The sequence below is a fragment of the Pseudomonas meliae genome (assembly GCF_001400515.1).
Classification (GTDB): Bacteria; Pseudomonadota; Gammaproteobacteria; order Pseudomonadales; family Pseudomonadaceae; genus Aquipseudomonas; species Aquipseudomonas amygdali.
The window spans coordinates 1-596 of the sequence record NZ_LJQT01000372.1 but is presented as its reverse complement, the minus strand read 5'-3'; the positions used below and the strand labels follow the sequence as shown (position 1 = coordinate 596).

At 48.5% G+C, this 596-nt stretch carries 2 protein-coding genes; both read left to right on the top strand.

Annotated elements, in window-relative coordinates:
* Window positions 1-325 (top strand): helix-turn-helix transcriptional regulator (locus ALO64_RS17705; RefSeq protein WP_235805013.1); only part of this gene is annotated, 325 nt, incomplete at its 5' end.
* A gap of 60 nt (window positions 326-385) precedes the next feature.
* A complete protein-coding gene (locus ALO64_RS17700) occupies window positions 386-583 on the top strand; it encodes a hypothetical protein (protein ID WP_054991769.1) in 198 nt (65 codons plus the stop codon).
* Window positions 584-596 lie beyond the last annotated feature (13 nt).

Sequence of the window (596 nt, the reverse complement as noted above, 5' to 3'; positions counted from 1 at the left end):
TCTGTCGTGCATGAGGGATTTTAAAATGGCGATTTTTCTGGAAGGGCAAGAAGAGTGGACAACTGATCTGCTCCCTGATCTTTCACCGCAGGAGGGCAAAGCGGTAATCATGTATTCGCATGGCTTTTCGTTGAGAACGATTGCCATTGAAGTGGGTATATCCCCGCATACGGTTCGAGTTTATCTGTCTAGAGCTAAAGACAAATTCGAAATTCATAATCTTTTTGAGCTTCGTGATATTTGTATGCTTAGAGTCAACAGCCTGATTTTAAGGAAAATGTCAAGTAGCCAAAATTGGCTACATGACAACATTTCCCCCCTGTGACCTAATGGATACCAGCGAGGAACAGCCCGCTAACAAAATTAACCGGGATGAGGAAATGGCATGTTGAATGAGTTCGAAACCGAAGACGGAAAGGCCAAGTGGCGCTCGGCAGAGGTGCGCGTCATGCTCGATGCGGATGTGCATTACCACGTGGCCAAGGAAGCCTTTGAGCGCAACATCCCGAAACGCAAGGTGATCCAGGAAGCGCTGCTGAAAAACTACGGCATCGACTATGCGCCGATAATTGGCGGCGAGTGAGAGGCGGCCGTGG

Bases quoted from the DNA above. Each gene is read 5' to 3' on its own strand.
- ALO64_RS17700 (WP_054991769.1), top strand. From the start codon at position 386: ATGTTGAATGAGTTCGAAACCGAAGACGGAAAGGCCAAGTGGCGCTCG.